The 17,655-nt window shown below is 71.2% G+C and carries 16 protein-coding genes; 14 read left to right on the forward strand and 2 right to left on the reverse strand.

Going from position 1 to position 17,655, the window contains the following annotated elements:
• The 3 genes from ABEA77_RS25490 to ABEA77_RS25500 form a co-directional block, all read left to right on the forward strand.
• Positions 1-345, forward strand: a 345-nt coding sequence (locus tag ABEA77_RS25490; protein ID WP_345652103.1) for a C40 family peptidase, incomplete at its 5' end; no start/stop codon positions are given.
• Positions 346-489: 144 nt separating this feature from the next.
• A complete protein-coding gene (locus tag ABEA77_RS25495) occupies positions 490-885 on the forward strand; it encodes a hypothetical protein (RefSeq protein WP_345652106.1) in 396 nt (131 codons plus the stop codon).
• 152 nt (positions 886-1,037) lie between these two features.
• Positions 1,038-2,213 (forward strand): IS701 family transposase, encoded by a 1,176-nt coding sequence (locus ABEA77_RS25500; RefSeq protein WP_345652109.1) that lies wholly within the window; start codon positions 1,038-1,040, stop codon positions 2,211-2,213.
• Here ABEA77_RS25500 and ABEA77_RS25505 read toward each other — a convergent pair.
• Positions 2,189-4,165: a helix-turn-helix domain-containing protein gene (locus ABEA77_RS25505; RefSeq protein ID WP_345652112.1), complete on the reverse strand. Its 1,977-nt coding sequence runs from the start codon at positions 4,163-4,165 to the stop codon at positions 2,189-2,191. The genes ABEA77_RS25500 and ABEA77_RS25505 overlap by 25 nt on opposite strands.
• Before the next feature lie 404 nt (positions 4,166-4,569).
• On the opposite strand from ABEA77_RS25505, the gene ABEA77_RS25510 reads away from it, so the two are divergent.
• Complete coding sequence (locus tag ABEA77_RS25510; protein WP_345652115.1) at positions 4,570-5,223, forward strand: methyltransferase; 654 nt, start codon at positions 4,570-4,572, stop codon at positions 5,221-5,223.
• Positions 5,224-5,307: 84 nt separating this feature from the next.
• On the opposite strand, the gene ABEA77_RS25515 is transcribed toward ABEA77_RS25510, so the two are convergent.
• The gene (locus tag ABEA77_RS25515) at positions 5,308-6,423 is read right to left on the reverse strand and encodes a transaldolase family protein (protein WP_345652118.1); all 1,116 of its coding nucleotides are present in this window, start codon (positions 6,421-6,423) and stop codon (positions 5,308-5,310) included.
• A gap of 309 nt (positions 6,424-6,732) precedes the next feature.
• On the opposite strand from ABEA77_RS25515, the gene ABEA77_RS25520 reads away from it, so the two are divergent.
• The 10 genes from ABEA77_RS25520 to ABEA77_RS25565 all read left to right on the forward strand — a co-directional run bounded on the left by ABEA77_RS25520 (position 6,733) and on the right by ABEA77_RS25565 (position 17,646).
• Entirely contained in the window at positions 6,733-7,221 is a 489-nt protein-coding gene (locus ABEA77_RS25520) for a cupin domain-containing protein (protein WP_345652121.1), read from the forward strand.
• Between the two features lie 69 nt (positions 7,222-7,290).
• Positions 7,291-8,952 (forward strand): FAD-binding oxidoreductase, encoded by a 1,662-nt coding sequence (locus tag ABEA77_RS25525; protein ID WP_345652124.1) that lies wholly within the window; start codon positions 7,291-7,293, stop codon positions 8,950-8,952.
• Between the two features lie 8 nt (positions 8,953-8,960).
• Positions 8,961-10,427, forward strand: coding sequence for an MFS transporter (locus tag ABEA77_RS25530; RefSeq protein WP_425588386.1), 1,467 nt, complete (start codon positions 8,961-8,963; stop codon positions 10,425-10,427).
• Positions 10,428-10,496: 69 nt separating this feature from the next.
• Positions 10,497-11,258, forward strand: coding sequence for an SDR family NAD(P)-dependent oxidoreductase (locus ABEA77_RS25535; protein ID WP_345652126.1), 762 nt, complete (start codon positions 10,497-10,499; stop codon positions 11,256-11,258).
• Between the two features lie 252 nt (positions 11,259-11,510).
• Complete coding sequence (locus ABEA77_RS25540) at positions 11,511-12,677, forward strand: 3-deoxy-7-phosphoheptulonate synthase (protein WP_345652130.1); 1,167 nt, start codon at positions 11,511-11,513, stop codon at positions 12,675-12,677.
• A gap of 17 nt (positions 12,678-12,694) precedes the next feature.
• Positions 12,695-13,465 carry a 2,3-dihydro-2,3-dihydroxybenzoate dehydrogenase gene (locus ABEA77_RS25545; protein ID WP_345652133.1) on the forward strand — a complete coding sequence of 257 codons (771 nt, stop codon included), beginning with the start codon at positions 12,695-12,697 and terminating at the stop codon, positions 13,463-13,465.
• Positions 13,466-13,550: 85 nt separating this feature from the next.
• Positions 13,551-14,192, forward strand: a complete 642-nt coding sequence (locus tag ABEA77_RS25550) for an isochorismatase family protein (protein ID WP_345652136.1) — start codon at positions 13,551-13,553, stop codon at positions 14,190-14,192.
• Positions 14,189-16,081, forward strand: coding sequence for an anthranilate synthase family protein (locus tag ABEA77_RS25555; RefSeq protein WP_345652140.1), 1,893 nt, complete (start codon positions 14,189-14,191; stop codon positions 16,079-16,081). Before ABEA77_RS25550 ends, ABEA77_RS25555 begins: the two co-directional genes overlap by 4 nt.
• A complete protein-coding gene (locus ABEA77_RS25560; RefSeq protein ID WP_345652143.1) occupies positions 16,078-16,410 on the forward strand; it encodes a hypothetical protein in 333 nt (110 codons plus the stop codon). The genes ABEA77_RS25555 and ABEA77_RS25560 overlap by 4 nt, the downstream gene beginning before the upstream one ends.
• A 48-nt stretch (positions 16,411-16,458) precedes the next feature.
• Positions 16,459-17,646 carry a 3-hydroxybenzoate 6-monooxygenase gene (locus ABEA77_RS25565; protein ID WP_345652145.1) on the forward strand — a complete coding sequence of 396 codons (1,188 nt, stop codon included), beginning with the start codon at positions 16,459-16,461 and terminating at the stop codon, positions 17,644-17,646.
• Positions 17,647-17,655: the final 9 nt, after the last annotated feature.

Below are 17,655 nucleotides of genomic sequence, written 5' to 3' on the forward strand. Positions count from 1 at the left end.
CAGGCCGCGGCCGCCGTCGCCTTCGCGTACAGCGCGCTCGGCAAGCCGTACGTGTGGGGCGCGACCGGCCCGAACGCCTTCGACTGCTCAGGTCTGACGCAGGCCGCCTGGCGGGCGGCGGGCGTGTCGCTGCCGCGCACCACCTACACCCAGATCAACGTGGGGCGCCGCGTCGCGAAGTCCCAGCTCGCCCCGGGTGACCTGGTGTTCTTCTACTCCGGGATCAGCCATGTCGGGCTGTACGTCGGCGGCGGCAAGATGATCCACGCCCCGCACCCGGGCGCGCCGGTTCGGGTGGCACCGGTCGACGAGATGCCGTTCGCGGGCGCCGCCCGTCCGGCGTAGCCCGGGAGGCCGGTGCCCGGCGCCCGGGTCAGGATGGGCGCGGACACGCCGTCCGCGCGCCGGGCACCCGTCGGCGGGCGGCGCGTGCGAGCACCCGCACAGCCGCACAGCCGCACAGGGGGCCGGCCAGAAGGGACGACCGCCGTGAGACGAGCCACCGCCGTGCGAGTCGCCGGTGCCTGTCTGGCCGCCGGCTCCTTCCTCCTGCTGGCCCCGGTGGGCCCCACCCCGCGCGGCTGCGGCGACCTCGCTTCGGGCCGCCTGTGCATCGAGGGCCCGATCGGCGGCACCGGTGGCTTCACCACCCGGTACGTGCAGTACGACGGGCGTCCCGAGACCCGCGTACGCCTCGGCTACCAGCGCAGGGACCGCCGCCTCACGGCCTTCACCGACTGGTTCGGCACCAGTGCCACCACCCACGGCCGCGCCCAGCTCTCCGGCCACCTGGCCACGGCCCCCGACGAGTGCATCCGCGGCGTCCTCCTCGACGCCGCGGGCCGCGCCCACGCCACCCCCTGGCGCTGCGCCCCGGCGGCCTGACACGGGGCTGGAGGCGCGCCGTGCGGGCGGCGGGGCGCGGTGACGGCACAACCGTGTCCCGCCTCAGGTGTGTGCCCGGACGACCTCCCGCCTCGGCACCTGAACGGCCAGGGTTGGGCACAGCCGTGAACCAGGCCAACCGGGGGGAAGCCATGGAAGCTCACGTGGTGCACAGCCATCGCATACGAGAGGGAGCCCACGCCCGTTCGGGCGACGATTTCAGTGCGGTGCTGTTCGCGTCGCTGCGCCGCAGTGACCAGCGCCTGCGGGCGCGGCAATACCTGACGGGGCTGCTGACCGCGACGGGGCGCAGGTCGATCAGGAACATCGCCGCACTTGTCGGCGGCGACGCGGACGAGCAGGGCCTGCACCACTTCATCAGCAGCTCCACCTGGGACTGGCGGCCCATGCGCGCCGCGCTCGCCGGCCACGTCACCCGCACGCTGGCGCCCCAGGCGTGGCTGGTACGGCCCATATTCATCCCCAAGGCCGGCGAGCACTCGGTGGGCGTGGACAGGCAGCTCGTACCGGGATGCGGGCAGGTACTCAACGGCCAGTTGGCCTTCGGAACATGGGCCGCCACCGACGGAGCCGGCGTTCCGGTCCACTGGCGGCTGCATCTTCCCGAGTCGTGGCTCACGGACGGCCGCAGGCGTCGCAGGGCCGAGATACCCGAGAGCGCCGAGGCCGAGACCCCGGACGAATGCGCCATCACGGCCGCGCTGGCCGTGCTCGACCAGGCCCAGGTGCCGGGGCGCCCGGTCCTGCTCGACACGCACGTGCTGGGGCTCGACGCGCTCGTCAGACGCTTCGCCAAGGCACGTGTCCCGCTGCTGACCAGAGTGCACAGGAACACCCGGCTGCTGGTCGCGGACCCGGCGATGCCCGGCTACCGGGCCGGAGCGCTTCCGGCCCGCCACATCGTGGAGTCCGTGCGAAGCCTTCGGCGTCCGCTGGAGGCAGTCAGTGGGCCGACGCGGCGCACGGTGCTTGCGACGGCCGTCCGAGTGCGGCTGGCCCAGCCGGGCCCGCACCCTGAGCTGCTCCTGATCGGCGGGTGGCACGAACACGGGAAGTCGGCGACGGACCTCTGGCTCGCGGTTCCCGCGGCGGCGCCCGCGAGCGAGCTCGTGCGATGGACACGGCTCGCCGAGCGGGTCGCACGCGACGAGCGGCAGATCGCCGCGCACGTGGGGGTCAGGGACTTCGAGGGCCGCTCGTTCCGGGGCTGGCACCGGCACATGACCCTGGCCTCGGCGGCCCATACGGTCCTGGCGCTCCACGGCACGAACGGCCCCCGCTCCTACGGATGCAGGCTGTCCGCCTGACCGCCGGGCCCCCAGCCCTTTCGGCTGCCGGGGTCCTCGGCTCCCCCCTGACCGCCGGGGGCCGCTTGCCGGTGCCGCAGCGTCCGGCGGGTGCGGTGCAGGCGCAAAGCGAGTTGGATCTCCAGGGCGCGCTCAGGGTTCTGCCAGTCGGCTCCGAGGAGTTCCGTGATCCGTTCCAGCCGTCTGGACACGGTGTTCGGGTGCACATGGAGGTCCGACGCCGCGCGCGTCGGACTCGCGGAGGACGCGAAGTAGGCGTCGAGTGTGCGGGCCAGCTCGGTGAACCGGTGGGTGTCGTAGTCCAGCACGGGCCCGATCACCGACTCGACGTAGTCGTCGACGCCGTGTGTCTCGGAGAGCAGGACGCCGAGGAAGCCCATTTGCTGCGGAGTGGCGACACATCCCGTGTTGCCCAGCTCGGTGAGTGCCTCAAGGCAGCTGAGGGCCTCACGGTGGGCCCGGGAGACGCGGTCGGGTCCCGAGACGGGCCCCGCGGCCCCCACCGTGACGGGGGAGCCGACGAGCGGCGTGAGTTCCGCGGCTGCGGACGTGGCCGCGGCGAGGGCGTCCTCGCCGGGAACCAGCAGCGTCAGGCACCCGTCACGGCGCTTCGCAAGTCCCGACAGCCGGTGCGCGTACGACGAGGCCCAGGCGTCGGCACGCCCCTGGGGGCCTCCCTCGGGCCGAGCGACGATGACGACGTGCGGCTCGTCGACGGCGATGCCGAGCCTGTGCGCCCGCGAGACCAACTGCCGGGGCCGCGGCCCGATGTCCCCCAGCAGTTCCTCGAACAGTTCGTCGCGGATGCGGTCGTGGGCCACGGTCGCGGTGCGCTGCAGCAACAGGATGAGGGCGACCGCGCGGGCGGCGAGCTGAAGCAGCCGCACGCCGAAGCCGTCCGTGAGGGGTTCGTCGGGAATCAGCAGGGCGGCGCCGAGGTTCTCGCCGCCCGCTGTGACGGGGGCGACCCAGCCTCCCGCCGACATGGGCACCGGCCTGCCCGCGGCGTGCGCGTCGTAGGTCCATCTCAGGATGTCGTCCTCGTCGAGGTCGGGCGGCGTGCCCGTCACGACGACGGTGCGTCCGACGCAGTCGCGTACGACCAGCGTCCCCGAGAGTTCCGCGGCGGCCGCTTCGGCGAGGGTCCCCGGGTCGCAGCCGTCGAGCACCAGGTCGATCAGGCGGATGTAGGCGGCCTCGCCGCGGCGCTGCTCGTCGAGGCTGCTCCTGGCCCTGGACGTGTCGAGTTCCAGCTCGGTCACCTCGGCGCGGGTCTCCTCCAGCAGCCGCGCGCGCTCGATGGCGACACCCGCCAGCCTGCCGAGCGAGCGCAGGAGGCTGATCTCGTCGGGGGTGAAGTGCCGTACCTTCCGGTCGGCGGCGTAGAGGGTGCCGAACACCCTTGTGCCGTGGCCGAGCGGCACCGCGAGGATGGCGTGCAGCCCTTCCGCCCGCACGACGTCGTCGATCTCGGCCGAGTGCGGGAGGTCTCCGTCGGCCAGATAGTCGGGGCTCCAGGCCGGGGCCCTGGTCTGCTGGACCAGGCCGCCGAGGCCGAACTCCGCCGCGGTACGCAGGCCGACGCTGCGGGAGGTGGTCTCGCCCTCCGCCGCGCGGATGGTGGAGGCCCGACGCGCGTCGTCCGCGTCCCGCAGCCCGATGTAGGCCATGTCGATGTTGAGCAGTCTGCGCGCCCGCCGGGTGGTTTCGTGCAGCAGCGTCTCCATGTCGTGGACCAGGGTGAGGTCGTGGGCGGTGTCCACGAGCGCGGCGAGCCCGGCCTCGCGTTGCTGCGCGTGGCCGATCAGGGCACGGGCGCTGGAGGCGAGGCGGACGGCCCGATCGAGTTCCGCCAGCGCTCTGTCGGACACCTTGCCGCGTCGCGCGGTGGCCAGCAGTTCCTCGAACCGCGCGGGTGGCGCCCCTTCTGCGATCAGTTCCAGTACGGACATCACGTCCGGTGGAGCCTTTTCCGATACTCCCGTCATGTGGTCCCCCGTAGCTTTCCTGCTTCTCCTGGGTGATCAGGAAGTCGGTCCTCAGGAAGTCCAAGCAGCCTAGGCTGGGCGACTCGGCGGCGGCAACTGGCATCTGACGTGCGTATTTTGGGTGAATCCCGCCCCGCCCTGTGGCCTGGCCACCCTCTCCGCCGACCGACTGTGTGGCCGGCCCACCTGCCGTTCGCGCGGAGCTCCGCGAAAGAATCGGCCACCCAGTGTGCGCACGGGAACGCGTTCGGTGCACGCCGGCTGCGGCCGTGGACCCCACAGGAGCAGGGCAAAACAGGAGGGAACGTCGAGGCAGGATGTCCCACGTCAGGAGCTACCTACGTTCGCTCGGACGCAGCCGTGACTCCATGCGGCCTGAGCACCGTCCCGCGGCCTTCTCCCTGCGCGGCAGGCAATGGGACCTCCTCGAAACGGTGTTCGCGCCCCTCCACGCGGGGACCACCGAGATCGTCCTGGACCTGCTGGGCCTCACGGAGACCGAGCCACAGCCCTGGAGCGGCACGTTCCTTGAGATCGGCTGCGGCACCGGCGTGGTCGCGGTGACAGCGGCGCTCGCGGGCTGCGAGCGGGTCGTCGCCTCGGACATCAACGCCGAGGCCGTCGCGAACACGGCTCTGAACGCTCGGCGGCACGGGGTCGCGGACCGGGTGAGAGCGGTGCACAGCGACCTGTTCGCGGGGCTGCCCGACGGAGAGTTGTTCGACACCGTCATGTGGAGCTCCCCCTATGTGCGCGCACCGGACGGGTACCGCTTCACCACCCCGCTGGAACGGGCCTACGTGGACCCCGGTTACGCGGCGCACGAGCGGTACGTGGCCGAGGCACCGCGACGGCTGGCCCCCGGGGGCCGCGCCCTGCTCCACTTCAGCAGCAGGGGGGACCTGGCCCGGCTGCGACGGATCGCCGAGCGGGAAGGGCGGCAGTTGGAAGTGCTGAGACGGCATGCCGTCGTGGACAGGGGCGACCCGGTCGAGCACTTCCTGATCGACATCCGCTCGTGACCGGCGCCTCCGGGGCGCCTGGCCGCCGCCCGGACCGCGCCGTGTCCCCGGGACGGGTCGGCGGACCCCGGCACCCGGGGCGGGTCAGCGGACCTCGGCAGCCCTCAGAAGCGCCTGCCACGCCGTGCGTTCCCGTGCGGCGGCAGCCGACTCCAGGTCGCGGGCGAGCGCGTCGACGTCGACGCCGGCCCGTCCGAGGGCGTCCATCGTGCGGCAGGCCGACTCACGGGCGCCGGAGAGCATGTCGCCGCGGAAGGGCTCGCGGCGTTCCAGCGCTTCGAGCGCGGTCTGCGGGAGGGCGTGCAGGGTCATCCAGGCGACCAGCCCTTCCACCCGGTCGAGTGCGGCCCGCGGGCGTTCTCGCGGGTCGCTCCCGGTCCACAGCAGGCGCTGCGGCCGAGCGCCGCCGGCCACGAGGGAGCGCCAGCGGGAGGTGCCGAGGCTCTCCTCGTAGCGGTGGTAGACGAGGCGCGCGACGGCGGCCCCGGCGCGGCCACGCAGCCCGGCCGCGCCGGGAACCGCGGACCTGTCGAGCAGTTTGTCGACGCGGTCGGTCAAGCGGCCGGTGTCCAGCGACACGAGGGAGGTGACGGCGGACGGTGCGCGGCCGACGGTCAGAGCGCGCTCAAGGCCACGGAAGTAGGTGTCCGCTGCCTGGGCATAGCGATGGGTGGAGAAGACAGCGGTGAAGTGGACGTTGACCTGTTGGGCGAGCAGGTGTCCGGCCGCGGTGAGGCCCCGGCCCACAGCGGGGATCCGGATCAGCACATTGGGGCGATCCACCATCCGCGCGAGCCGCCGGGAGTGGTCGACCATGGCCCTGGCGTCCGCGTCCGGTCGGGGCGCGATACCGAGGGACACCCAGCCGTGCATGCCGGCAGTCGCCCGGAAGACCGGTTCCAGCACGGAGCCGGCCTCTCGGGCGTCCTCGGCGATGAGGGCGTAGGCGCGCTCCTCCGCGGAGACCGCCGCACCGGAGAACCCGTTCAGCTGCTTCCGGTAGACGGCGGTGCTGGTAATGGCGCGGGCGACGGCCGCCGGTCGGGAGACGACTCCTCGGACCAGCCCTGCGGCCACCATCCTCTCCAGGCTGCCGTCCACCAGACGGCCGCGGTGGTAGTCGTCGAGCCAGAGGCCGACCCCCTCGGCGGTGAGCTGGTCCAGGGCACGACTGCTCCCCGCATGCGACCACGTGGTCAAGGACCGCCTCCGCTCCAGCAGTCGAACGAGAGTTGAAGGAATGCCGCGATCCTACGGACGGGCACCTCCCATAAAGCCATCCCTCGATAACAGCGAAGTAACCGAACCATCACGTCGCGGAGACCTGACGAAGTAACGGAACGGACTTGCGTTCCCGCCCGCGACAATTCACGGAAGGCAGCTGGGCGGATCTTTCGGCACCCGTGAGCGACCTGACGGAATAACCCCCTCGGCATTGCGGACCGCGACGGCGGCGTGTGACGCTCCGGCGCACTGGTGAGTGAGGAATTTCTGGAGGGTGGAGGAACCTTGACCGCAGGGCTCGACGGAAGGCACCCGGTGGTCCGCCGCGACGGTGAGGGGGTCGCCCGGCTCTGGGGGAAGGGCTCGGTGGTCACCACGAAGCTCACTGCCGACGAGACGGGCGGGGCGTTGGGGGTCACCCACTTCGACGCCGTGCGAGGGGAACGGGCCCCCCGCCACACGCACACCCGCGAGGACGAGATCTTCATCATCGAGGGCGGGGAGGTCCACCTCACCGTCGGAGACGCCACCGAGACCGTGAGGGGCGCGGGGGTGCTGTTCCTGCCCCGCGGAATACCGCATTCGTATCTGGTGGAGAGCGAAACCGCCCGCTTCTACGTCATCACCACACCCGGCGGGTTCGAGAGATTCTTCTCGGAGACCGGCTATCCGGTCCGGCCTGGGCGCACCGCACCGGTCGGCGAGGCATGGTCGGTCAACCGCACCACGGAATTCGCCGAGCGGCTCGGCCTCGGCGTTGTCTGGGGAAAGTGAACACGCACCGCATGTCCGGAGCGCAGGAAAGACCGTGACGCCCGTACCGACAGAGAGAAAACACGTGCCATGAAGAGACGTAGCGTATTGACCGGCACCGCGGCGGCGATAGCGGCCACGACCCTGGAGGCGGGCCCCGCCGCTTCGGCCGCCACCGCGGCGACCACCGGCCCGGGGCCGGACGCCGTCTCCGTCCTGCCCGGCGACCCGCGCTACCCCGATCTCGTGGTGGGCAACAACTCGCGCTGGGTGGCCCACCCCGAGTCCGTACGGCTGGTCCGGACCACTGAGCAGGTGGTGCGGGCGGTCCAGGAAGCCGTCGACGGCAACAAGCGGATCTCCGTGCGCAGCGGCGGTCACTGCTACGCGGACTTCGTGTTCAACCCGGAGGTCCGGGTGGTCATCGACACCTCGATGCTCGACTCGGTCGCCTACGACGAGAAGATGCAAGCGTTCTCCGTGGGCGCGGGCTCGACCCTGCTGCACGCCTACGAGTCCCTCTTCCGCGGCTGGGGCGTCACCGTCCCGGGTGGCATGTGCTACTCGGTCGGCGCCGGCGGTCACATCAGCGGCGGCGGGTACGGAATGCTCTCGCGGAGGCACGGGCTGACCGTCGACCACCTGTACGCGGTCGAGGTGGTCGTCGTCGACACGCGGGGACGGGCCCGCAGCGTGGTGGCCACGCGGGAGGCCGACGACCCCGACCGCGACCTGTGGTGGGCCCACACGGGCGGCGGGGGCGGCAACTTCGGCGTCGTCACGCGGTACTGGTTCCGCAGCCCCGGCGCCACGGACACCGCCCCCTCCTCGCTGCTGCCACGGCCTCCGAAAGAGGTCCTCGTCAGCGCCTTGGCCCTGCCCTGGAGTGAGCTGGACAAGGACTCCTTCACCGCACTGGTCCGCGCGTTCGGCGAGTGGCACGAGAAGAACGGCGCCCCCGAGTCCACCGGCGCCTCCCTGTGCAGCTTCCTGATGATGAACCACAAGGCGAATGGCAGCATCGGGCTGCTCACCCAGATCGACGCCACCGTCCCCGGCGCCGAGAAGGCGCTCGACGAGTTCATCGCCGACGTCACCGCGTCGATGTCCGACGGGGCCCTGCGCCCCATGTCCGCGCCTGTCGGTGAACTAGGGCCGCTTCCCGACCTGTTCACGCCACAGCGCCTTTCATGGCTGCACTCGGTCAAGCTGCTGGGGACCAGCAACCCGACACTGACCAACCCGACGCTGCGCGGTCACCACAAGTCCGCCTACCTGAGAAAGAACGTCACCGAGGCGCAGGCGCAGGCGATGTACCGGCACCTCACCCGCACCGACCACGAGAACCCCCAGTCCATGGTCGTCCTGCTCTCCTACGGCGGGCGGATCAACACCGTACGGCCGGGCGACACGGCCTCCGCCCAGCGGGACTCGGTCTTCAAGGGTCTTTTCCAGAGCTTCTGGGCGGGCAGCGGTGACGACGCGGCGAACATCGGCTGGACGCGCGACGTCTTCGGCGAGGTCTTCTCGGCCACCGGCGGCTATCCCGTGCCCGGCCCCGCCACGGACGGCTGCTACATCAACTACCCGGACGCCGACATCACCGATACGGGCGTCAACACCACCGGCGTGCCCTGGTACACGCTCTACTACAAGGGCAACTACCCCCGGCTCCAGCAGATCAAGGCCACGTACGACCCTCGCAACACCTTCAGGCACTCACAGTCCATCACCCTTCCGAACCCCACGTGAGGCACGCAGTGCAGCAGCATGACGTCGCCGCCGCGAAGCGGACGACGCCCCCTACGAATGACGAGGCGTCGGGCGGACGCGGGAGAAGGAGCGCCGCGTTCACGCTCCTGGCATCGGTCCAGTTCGTCCTCATCCTTGCCATGAGTGTGCTCAACGTCGTCCTGCCCGACATCCAGCGGGAGTTCGGCCTCGACCGCGCCGAACTCGCCCTTCTCTCGGCGTCCTACGGCATGTCTTTCAGCGGGCTGCTGCTGCTGGGGGGCCGGCTGTCCGACCTCTACGGCAACCGCCGGGTCTTCCTCCTCGGCACCCTGGTGTTCGGGGCGAGTTCGGCGCTCGCAGGGATCTCCACAGGGATGTGGATGCTGCTGGCGGCCCGCTTCGTCCAGGGAGCGGGCGCTGCCCTGGCCGTGCCCGCCGCCATGGCGCTGGTGCGCCTCGTGCATCCGGACTCCGCACGGTACTCCCGTGCCATGGCGGTCTGGGGCGGGCTCGCCGCCTCCGGCGGCACCGCGGGCATGATCCTCTCCGGAGTGGTGGCTTCCTCGAACTCCTGGCGCTGGGCGTTCGCCGTGCCGGTAGCGGTGGCACTGGTGGCCCTCGCCGCCGCGCCGCAGCTGATCCCCCGGGACGCGGCCGGGCGGGGAGGCCGGCTCGACGTCCTCGGCGCGGTACTCGTCACCACGGGGGTCGCCCTGCTCAGCTACGGTCTCGCGGAGGCACCCGAGCGCGGATGGTCCTCCCCCGTGACCCTCGTCGCCCTTGCGGCCGGCTGCGCGCTGCTGGTGGGGTTCGCCGCCGCCGAGAGGCGGGTGGCGCGACCGCTTCTGCCGCTGTCCTTCCTCGCCTCGCCCCGCAGGGCAGTCGCGCTCCTCGCGGTCTTCCTGGGCGCCGCGGGCATCACCACGATCTTCTTCGTGTTCGCGCTGTACTTCCAGGAGGTTCGCGGCTACACGGCGCTCGAGACGTCGGCGGCGTTCCTCCCCTTCGGCCTGGCTCTGGTCATCGGCGGCCTGTGCGTCGGCAGGCTGGTGCAGCGCTTCGGGCCGCGTGTCGTGCTGGTCACGGGACTCGTGCTCGCCGGGCTCGGCTTGGCGGCGCTGAGCCGGATCGGCACGCATACCCCGTACGCAGGTGTCATCCTCGCCGGGTTGCTGCTCTTTCCCGCCGGCGCCGCGCTCGTGTTCGCGGGCTCGACCGTTACCGCGACGACCGACGTGCCCCAGGGACAGGCGGGTCTGGCCGGTGCCGTGGTGAACACGGCCCTGGAGGCGGGGCCGGCCCTCGGCCTGGTCGTGTTGGTGACGCTCGCCACCGGACACGCCACGGCCCTGGAACACGCGGGCAGGAACGCGGCAGCCGCCCAGACCAGCGGTTACGGCTTCGCGTTCGCCGTGGCGGCCGCGGCCTTCGCCGCCGCCGCGGTGTGCACGGCCCTCCTGCTGCGCCCACGCTCCCGCCATGACGGCGGCTGAACCTCCCCTCCCCCCTGCTCGGCTGAACCCGAGTTTCCCTTCCCCCGACAGCACCAAGGAGCACTGCCCATGACCGCCCGTTTCAAGGACAAGGTCGTCATCGTCACCGGAGCCGGCTCCGGCATCGGCCGAGCCAGCGCCAGGGCCTTCGCCCGGGAGGGCGCCACGGTGATCGCAGCCGGGGCCCGCCCGGAGTCCATCGAGGAGACCGTACGGCTCGTCGCCGAGGACGGCGGCACCGCCGACGCCGTCGTCGCCGATGTGACCAGGGTTCAGGACATGGAGAGCCTCGTGCGCACGACGGTGGAGCGCCATGGCGGCCTGCACGTGGCGCACAACAACGCAGGCGTCTTCGGCAAGCCCACGCCGGTCGGCGACCTCGACCTCGCCGCCTGGCAGGCTGTGCTCGACGTCAACCTGAACGGCGTCCTCATCGGCATGCAACAGGAAATCGCCCACATGCGGGCGCACGGCGGCGGCACCATCGTGAACACGGCGTCGAACATCGGCTACCACGGGCGCCGTCCCGGCATGGCCGCCTACGCCGCGTCCAAGGCCGCCGTGAGCACCCTCACCCGGGTCGCGGCCCTGGACCACATCAAGGACAACGTGCGCATCAACGCCGTGAGTCCCGGGGCCACCGACACCAGCATGTCTCTGCGTCCTGGGGAGACGGACGCGGACCGCGCGGCCCGACTCGCGACGACGGTGCCGATCGCCCGGGTCGGGACGACGAGCGAGATCGTCAACGCCGTGCTGTGGCTGGCGTCCGACGAGTCCAGCTTCGTCGTGGGTCACGACCTCGTCGTGGACGGCGGCGTCACCACCTGATCCCGTCCGCCTCCGCGCACTGTCCCGGTTCCGTGGCCACCCGCCGCGGGGCCGGGACTCGTGCTTTCCGGGGTATTGCCGCCTCGGCAGCACGAAAATGACAAATTTCCGGACGGTCAAATTCCACTCGGCCGGACATGACGAAGTAAGGATTTCCTCCTTCACCAAGGAGGCCGGATTGCCCAGAATCGATGAAAGCAACTCACGGGTTCAGCCGAAGGATCTCCCTTCATCCCCACGAGAGGAACAGAGTTGAACAGCGAGCTCGCTCACATCGAATCGCTTCCCGCTCTCCAACAGCCCGATTGGCGGCCTCTTCAGGAGACGGACCGGGCACGGCGGGAACTGGGCGCACTCCCGCCGCTCGTCGACGCCTCGGGCGTGTCCCAGTTGCACGGCCACCTCGGCGCCGTCGCCCGGGGCCAGGCCCACGTGGTCCAGGCCGGCGACTGCGCGGAGGACTGGAGCGAGACCGGCCCGGTGGACGTCGCACGCAAGGCGGCGGTGCTCGACCTCCTCGCAGGCGTCATGCGCGTCAACACGGGCAGGCCCGTGGTGCGCGTGGGCCGCCTCGCGGGCCAGTTCGCCAAGCCGCGCTCGAAGCCCACCGAGACGGTCCTCGGTGTCGAACTGCCCGTTTACCGCGGACACATGGTGAACGACCCCAACCCCGACCCGGAGCTGCGGCGCCCTGATCCCCGGCGCCTGCTCACCGGCTACCGGGCCGCGCGCGAGGTCATGGGGCACCTGGGCTGGGCCGACAGCACACCGCGGGCCCAGGCTCCTGTGTGGACGAGCCACGAGGCCCTGCTCCTCGACTACGAACTGCCCCTGGTACGCCGGCAGGACGACGGCAGCCTGCTGCTCACCTCGACGCACTGGCCCTGGATCGGTGAGCGCACCCGCCAGGTGGCCGGCGCCCATGTCGCCCTTCTGGCCGCGGTGTCGAACCCGGTGGCCTGCAAGGTCGGCCCCACCGTGACGCCAAAGGAACTGCTGCGCCTGTGCGAGCGGCTGGACCCCGGCAGGGTCCCCGGACGCCTGACACTCATCGCACGCATGGGCGTCGGCAGGGCACCGGGAAGGCTGCCTGCCCTGGTCACCGCCGTGCGGACGGCCGGCCACCCGGTGATCTGGATGACCGACCCGATGCACGGCAACACCGAGTGCGGACCCGACGGCCTCAAGACCCGGTACGTGAAGAACCTCGTACGCGAGGTCGAGGAATTCCAGGAGTCCGTATCGCTGGGCGGCGGAGTGCTCGGCGGCCTGCATCTGGAATGCACCCCGGACGAGGTGACGGAATGCATCAATGATTCTTCTCACCTGCACACGGTCGGGGACAAGTACACGAGTTTCTGCGACCCGCGACTCAATCCACGCCAGGCCGTCGAGGTCGCTTCCGCCTGGCGTCGCTGACAAGGAGACCCTTCACCATGCGCAAAGAAATCGCGTTGGTAACCGGAGCCGCAGGCGGCATAGGCGAGGCGGTTGTCCGTGCCCTCGGGGAGAGCGGGATCTCGGTCGCCGCCGCCGACAAGGACGGTGAGCGGCTGAAGTCGGTGGCCGGGAAGCTGGCCGCCGAGGGGCTGCCCGTACGGGCTTATGCCGCCGATGTGACCACGAGCGCCGGTGCCGAGCGCCTCGTGGCGGAGGTCGAGGACACTCTCGGCCCACTGGACCAACTGGTCAACGCGGCAGGCATCCTGAGGCTCGGCAAGGCACGGGACCTCAAGGACGAGGACTGGTCCGCGACGTTCGCGGTGAACACCACCGGGGTGTTCTTCATGTCGCGTGCAGCAGTCAACCGCATGGTGCAGCGGCGCTCGGGGGCCGTCGTCACCGTCGCCTCCAACGCGGCAGGCACGGCACGCGCGGAGATGGCCGCGTACGCGGCGTCCAAGGCCGCGGCGACCATGTTCACGAAGTGCCTCGGCCTCGAGGTCGCCGAGTACGGCATCCGCTGCAACGTGGTGGCCCCGGGCTCCACCGAGACGCCGATGCTCACGTCCATGTGGCACGACGACCACGGGCGCACCGCGACTCTCCAGGGCTCCCTCGACGCCTACCGCGTCGGCATACCACTCCGCAAGCTGGCACGGCCCTCGGACGTGGCGGACGCCGTGGCGTTCCTGCTCTCGGAGAGGGCCTCGCACATCACGATGCACGAACTCACCGTCGACGGCGGCGCGACTCTCGGCGTCTGACGCCGCAGGCAGCGCACACCACTGCGCCCGGACACGGGCGGCGCGCACCTCCGCGTCCGACATCCCATGCGAGACGAGGAAGACCATGCCCCAGATACCCTCCATTCAGCCCTACCCCATGCCCCAGGCCGGGAGCCTGCCCGCCAACACGGCGGCCTGGAAGGCCGATCCGGATCGTGCCGTCCTGCTCGTCCACGACATGCAGCGGTACTTCCTCCAGAAGTTCCCCCTGGACGAGGCACCGGTCACCGATCTGGTGCACAACGCCACCCGCCTGCGCGAACAAGCGGTCGCCTCCGGCATGCCCGTCGCCTACACCGCGCAGCCGGGTGGCATGACCGACGAGGAACGCGGCCTGCTCAAAGACTTCTGGGGGCCCGGCATGCGCGTCGACTCCGCCGACCGGGAGGTCGTGGCGCCGATCGCCCCGGGACCTGCCGACTGGCTGCTCACCAAGTGGCGCTACAGCGCGTTCTTCCGGTCGGACCTGCTGGAGCGGATGCGCGCCGCCGGGCGCGACCAGCTCGTCCTCTGCGGCGTGTACGCGCACATCGGGGTGCTGACCACCGCGGTAGAAGCCTTCACCAACGACATCCAGACCTTCCTGGTCGCCGACGCCGTCGCCGACTTCACCGAGGCTCACCACCGGATGGCCCTCGACTACGCCGCCGAGCGCTGCGCCGTGGTCACTACGGCGAAGTCCGTCGTCGAGGAACTCGGCCGATGAACGACAGGAGACCCGAGGCGGCGGACCTCCTCCGCCTGGTGCTCGGCCCCCGGCCGCCCGCCTTCGCCCTGCTGTACCGCCCGGAGACCGGCGGCCGGGACAGCATCGAGGTGCTGACGGGTACGGCGTCCACCGTGGCGGCCCTCGCCGACGTGCCCCTGAGCGAGACGCCCGGCCCCGGCGCCGCCGCACGGCACGAGCTGCTGGCGATCATTCCCTTCCGCCAGGTCACCGAGCGCGGTTACGCCTGCGTGGACGACGACGAGCCACTGGTGACGATCGCCGTGGAGGATCAGGCCGCCCTCCCGGTGGGCGAGACGCTGCGAGGACTGCCGGACGCAGCCGTCACGCTGGACGGCGGCACCTTCGATCTCGATGACGAGGAGTACGCCGGCATCGTCCGCAAGGTGATGGACGACGAGATCGGCATGGGCGAGGGAGCCAACTTCGTCATCAAGAGATCGTTCGTCGCGGACATCACCGACTACTCGGTCCACAGTGCCCTGGCGTTCTTCCGGCGGCTGCTCGAACGGGAACAGGGGGCTTACTGGACGTTCGTCGTGCACACCGGTGACCGCACCTTCGTCGGCGCCAGCCCTGAACGGCACGTGAGCCTGCACGGCGGCAGGGCAGTCATGAACCCGATCAGCGGCACCTACCGCTACCCGCCCTCCGGTCCCACGCTGCCCGGCGTACTGGACTTCCTCGCCGACCGCAAGGAGGCCGACGAGCTGTACATGGTCGTCGACGAGGAACTCAAGATGATGGCACGGGTGTGCGACCCGGCGCCCCGGGTCGTGGGGCCGTACCTGAAGGAGATGGCACGCCTCGCGCACACCGAGTACTTCATCGAGGGGGCCAGCGACCGCGACCCGCGGACCGTCCTGTGGGAGACGATGTTCGCGCCGACCGTGACGGGCAGCCCGCTGGAGAGCGCGTGCCGGGTGATCAGCCGTTACGAGCCTCGCGGACGGGGCTACTACGGCGGTGTCATCGCCCTCGCAGGAAGGGACGAACAGGGCCGGCGCACGCTGGACTCCTCGATCCTCATCCGCACCGCGGACATCGACATGACGGGCCGGCTGAGCATCGGCGTCGGGGCGACCCTGGTCCGCCACTCCGACCCGCGGTCGGAGGTGGCGGAGACCCGGGCCAAGGCGGCGGGCCTCCTCTCCGCGCTGGGTGCGGAGGGGCCCGCCCGCCTCGCCGAGCACCCACGGGTCCGCGAGGCCCTGGGACACCGCAACGACTCGGTCGCCGGGTTCTGGGTCGGTGGCCGCGCCCGCCGACTCGACCGGCGGCCGGAACTGGCCGGACGCCGGGTGCTCGTAGTGGACGCGGAGGACACCTTCACCTCCATGATCGGCCACCACCTGCGAGCCGTGGGGCTGCGCCCGACGGTCTGCCGTTTCGACGAGCCGTACGCACCGGACGACCACGACCTCGTGGTCATGGGCCCGGGCCCCGGCGATCCGCGTGCCGTCGACACGCTGAAGATCAGCCACCTGCGGGCCGCGGTCCTCGGACTGCTCGACGGGCGCACGCCGTTCGTCGCCGTCTGCCTGAGCCACCAGGTACTCAGCTCACTGCTCGGCCTCGAACTGGTGCGCCGGCCGGTGCCCAACCAGGGGTTGCAGCGGGAGATCGACCTGTTCGGCGCCCGTGAGCGCGTCGGCTTCTACAACACCTTCGCGGCCCACTGCGACCGGGACCGGTTCGAGGTGCCCGGGGTGGGGAGCGTCGAGGTGAGCAGAGACCAGGACACCGGCGAGGTCCACGCGCTGCGGGGGCCCGGCTTCGCCTCGATGCAGTTCCACGCCGAGTCGGTGCTCACCCTGGACGGCGTGCGCATCCTCGGCGACGCCCTGGCGGGGGTGTCGCGCCCATGAGAGTGGTGATCGCGTGGTGGGAACTCGACGGGTCGGGGCAGAGCATCGCGTCGCTGAGGCACTTCCTGCGTGACGAGGCCGTCGACCGGTTCTCCCAGGTACGCGGGTTGCGCCTCAAGGTGTGGATCTCGGACGAGGCCACCAACCGATGGGGCGCCGTCTTCCTGTGGGAGTCGGCGCGGGCCGCCGCAGCGCCGATCCCCGCGAGAGCCGCCGAACTCATCGGCCGCCCGCCGACCGCGCGGTACGCCTTCGACGTGGAGGCGACCGCGGAAGGTCGGTACGACACCGCTCAACTGGCCCGCCTGGGCCTCGCTTTCGGCATCTGAACCGAGTGGTTCCCGCCGGACCGGATCTCACATCGACCAAGGAGCACGATGAAGGTACTCATCGCCGGAGGTGGCATCGGCGGCCTCGCGGCGGCACTGGGCATCGCGCGCCACGGCCACCGGGCCGTCGTGCTGGAACGCAACGGTGCGTTCAGCGAGTTGGGCGCCGGGATCCAACTGGGCCCGAACGCGTTCCACGCCCTCGACCACCTCGGCGTCGGCGCCGAGGTGCGGCGGCAGGCGGTGCACATAGACGAGTTGCGGTTCATGGACGGCACCACGGGAGAGCGGGTCGCGAGCATGCCCCTCACGGGCGCGTACCGCGCGCGGTTCGGCAATCCGTACGCAGTCGTCCACCGCGGGGACCTCTACAAGGCACTCCTCGACGGCTGTCGTGCGCGGCCAGGCATCGAACTCGCCACCAACTCCCAGGTGACCTGGTACGAGCAGGAGCCGGACAGCGTGACGGCGATCACCGACACGGGGCGGCGGTTCACCGGAGAAGTCCTGGTCGGCGCGGACGGCATCCGCTCGGCCGTCCGTGGCCGGGTGGTGGGGGACGGCGCGCCGCGCGTGTCGGGCCACACGATCTACCGCGCGGTCATCCCCATGGACCGCGTCCCCGACGAGCTGCGCTGGAACACAGTCACCCTCTGGGCAGGGCCGAAGTGGCACTTTGTGCACTACCCCATCGCCGGCGGGAAGTTCCTCAACCTGGCGGTCACCCGCGACGACGGCGCCCGGGAGGTGGTGGCCGGCACACCCGCCGCACGGGAGCACGTGCTCTCCGAGTTCCCCGAGCTGGGCGAGACCGCACGACAGCTGCTTGAGCTGGGAACCGACTGGCGGCGATGGGTTTTGTGCGACAGGGATCCGGTCGGCCGCTGGACGGACGGCCGGGTCGCGCTGCTCGGCGACGCCGCACATCCGATGCTGCAGTACGCGGCCCAGGGTGCCTGCATGGCGCTGGAAGACGCTGTCGTCCTCGGCCAGTTGCTCGCCGAGGCCGGAGGGGACGTGCCCCAACGGCTGGAGAAGTACGGGGCCGAGCGCTACGAGCGTACGGCCAGGACGCAGCATGTGGCGCGCGCCATGGGTGAGCAGCTCTACCACCCGGCCGGGGACGCCGCCGCGGCGCGCAACGCCATGTTGTCCTCCTTCACTGCCGAGAAGCTGTACGAGAAGGTCGCGTGGCTGCACGGGGCCCGTGTCGGCGAGTCGGGCGGGCACCGGTGAGCAGGCTGC

The organism is Streptomyces tremellae (assembly GCF_039540215.1).
GTDB lineage: Bacteria > Actinomycetota > Actinomycetes > Streptomycetales > Streptomycetaceae > Streptomyces > Streptomyces tremellae.

Excerpts from the sequence above, each read along its gene's own strand:
- ABEA77_RS25560 (WP_345652143.1), top strand. The coding sequence starts at position 16,078 with ATGAGAGTGGTGATCGCGTGGTGGGAACTCGACGGGTCGGGGCAGAGC.
- ABEA77_RS25535 (WP_345652126.1), top strand. The coding sequence starts at position 10,497 with ATGACCGCCCGTTTCAAGGACAAGGTCGTCATCGTCACCGGAGCCGGC.
- ABEA77_RS25555 (WP_345652140.1), top strand. The coding sequence starts at position 14,189 with ATGAACGACAGGAGACCCGAGGCGGCGGACCTCCTCCGCCTGGTGCTC.
- ABEA77_RS25505 (WP_345652112.1), bottom strand. The coding sequence starts at position 4,165 with ATGTCCGTACTGGAACTGATCGCAGAAGGGGCGCCACCCGCGCGGTTC.
- ABEA77_RS25510 (WP_345652115.1), top strand. The coding sequence starts at position 4,570 with ATGCGGCCTGAGCACCGTCCCGCGGCCTTCTCCCTGCGCGGCAGGCAA.
- ABEA77_RS25545 (WP_345652133.1), top strand. The coding sequence starts at position 12,695 with ATGCGCAAAGAAATCGCGTTGGTAACCGGAGCCGCAGGCGGCATAGGC.
- ABEA77_RS25525 (WP_345652124.1), top strand. The coding sequence starts at position 7,291 with ATGAAGAGACGTAGCGTATTGACCGGCACCGCGGCGGCGATAGCGGCC.
- ABEA77_RS25500 (WP_345652109.1), top strand. The coding sequence starts at position 1,038 with ATGGAAGCTCACGTGGTGCACAGCCATCGCATACGAGAGGGAGCCCAC.
- ABEA77_RS25565 (WP_345652145.1), top strand. The coding sequence starts at position 16,459 with ATGAAGGTACTCATCGCCGGAGGTGGCATCGGCGGCCTCGCGGCGGCA.
- ABEA77_RS25550 (WP_345652136.1), top strand. The coding sequence starts at position 13,551 with ATGCCCCAGATACCCTCCATTCAGCCCTACCCCATGCCCCAGGCCGGG.